This is a genomic window from Victivallis lenta (assembly GCF_009695545.1).
GTDB lineage: Bacteria > Verrucomicrobiota > Lentisphaeria > Victivallales > Victivallaceae > Victivallis > Victivallis lenta.
In genome coordinates this window covers 1-1,723 of record NZ_VUNS01000073.1, presented here as the reverse complement: position 1 = coordinate 1,723, position 1,723 = coordinate 1, and the positions used below count along the sequence as shown (strand labels likewise).

The 1,723-nt window shown below is 47.0% G+C and carries 1 protein-coding gene; it reads right to left on the bottom strand.

Going from position 1 to position 1,723, the window contains the following annotated elements:
• Nucleotides 1-446 precede the first annotated feature (446 nt).
• The gene (locus tag FYJ85_RS22830) at nt 447-1,619 is read right to left on the bottom strand and encodes an IS110 family RNA-guided transposase (protein WP_206213432.1); all 1,173 of its coding nucleotides are present in this window, start codon (nt 1,617-1,619) and stop codon (nt 447-449) included.
• Nucleotides 1,620-1,723: the final 104 nt, after the last annotated feature.

The following is a 1,723-nucleotide window of genomic DNA, read 5'->3' as shown; positions in this document are numbered from 1 at the left end:
TGTCCTTCTATGTTAGGTTTTGTCAAGTCGTTTTGTGGTATTTCTGACTTTTTCTTAAAAATTCTTCCTTTCCAAAGCAAATTCCCCCTTCCCCATGCACTCATGAGCTGTAAAGCAATCTACTTTTAACGCCAGTCTGTTTTCTGTTCTTTTTGAGAAACTTCATCCCATTCCACACCGGCTACGGGTTAACAATCGTTCCCAACCTTCTATCGACCGCGAAAGTTCCAGACTTTCGACGATAATATGCCTCATGCGAAAACTGTGTGAATTAGAGACCTCAATCTAATGGTGTCGGAGGCTTTCCGCAACCAGGATGTCTGTCGAGTCGCCTCTCTGTTCAAAAGTTCCTTCTTGCAATACCTTTCTTAAAAAATGGCGGTGAATTTCTCAACCTAACAAACGGGCTTTTCCCCAAGGACAAGTACGAGTCGATTCACCATATATCATACCTCAATTGGTTTATTGATAATCGCTCCTTCAATCGCTTCGCCTTTGACGATGTATCGCCATAGCGCCACCATCAGCTGTCGCGCCAATGCCACAATTGCCGTTCGGCGAATCCGCCCCTTTTGTACCAGACGGTCTTGCCATTTTTTTACCAACCAACTTTCCGGTTGCCAGCGATACCACAGCCAAGCGCATTCTATTGCCATTTTTCGTAAACTTTTTCGACCGGCTTTACTGATTCCCTGATCCCGGTTCATCGTTCCACTGGCAAACGGACACGGTGTCAGTCCGAAAAACGCCGCAAACTGCTTGCCGCTGCCAAAGCGTCGAAAGTCACCGATCTCCCATGGCAAATGGCGTGACAACCGTTCGCCGACTCCTTTGAATTGTTGAAGTTTCATCACCGTTTCCGCTGTATGATCTTCTCCCGCCGATTTGCGGCTATTGTCACGGTCGCGATCCTGATACTGCTGAATGATTTTTTCCCAGTCGGCCAGCTCTTTTTCAAAAAGTTCCAGTTCGGAAATCATATTCGGCAATCGTCGTAACAGTAATTCCGGACATTCATTCCATTCCACCATTTTCGACCACTTCAAAATGGCCTTGCGCCATGCAGCGCTGGTTCGGTGAAAATCCGGTGTCGGCAACGGTGTGCGGTCAATCAGGGCCAGCATTTGCGCGTTGACCCGATTGATTGATTCCTTGATCCGGCCAAGTTCGCGTTCCGCATCCCGGCGGCCTTCCTCCGTCAAGGTCGGAATATAAACTTCCGGGATTTCGTCCGAAGGATGAAGTCCGCCAAGAAACTTCGCATCCAACTTATCTGTTTTGATCGTTTTACCGCACATAATCACCTTCAATTTGTTGATCGGAAGAATGTGAACCCCCGCCCCGATTGCCAACATTTTCCGTGCCGGCCAGAATCCGTAGCGACCTGCTTCGTAATACACATCAACCTTTTTCCCGTCTTGAACATGATCCGCCACCAGTTGAAAAAGACGTTCCTCTTTGCTTAATTGCTCTTTGTCCTTCAAGCCATAATAGCTGTTTTTTCCGCTTTCCCAATCTCGGATCGCCGTCGCCCACAGCGTCCCACCCATGTCAATTCCGAAAGTTTCCTGGTTTCCAGTTTGAATTTTTTCACTAATCGTGTTACCTTTTCTCTGCATTTCCATGCCTCCTTTGTCGCTTTGTTGCTGTTATTCAAAGTTACTTGACAAAGGAGTTTTTTCTACTCCGATTTCCCGTCACCTATACATGGTATCTAACAATT

Coding starts and splice junctions, on each gene's coding strand:
- FYJ85_RS22830 (WP_206213432.1), bottom strand. CDS start 1,619: ATGCAGAGAAAAGGTAACACGATTAGTGAAAAAATTCAAACTGGAAAC.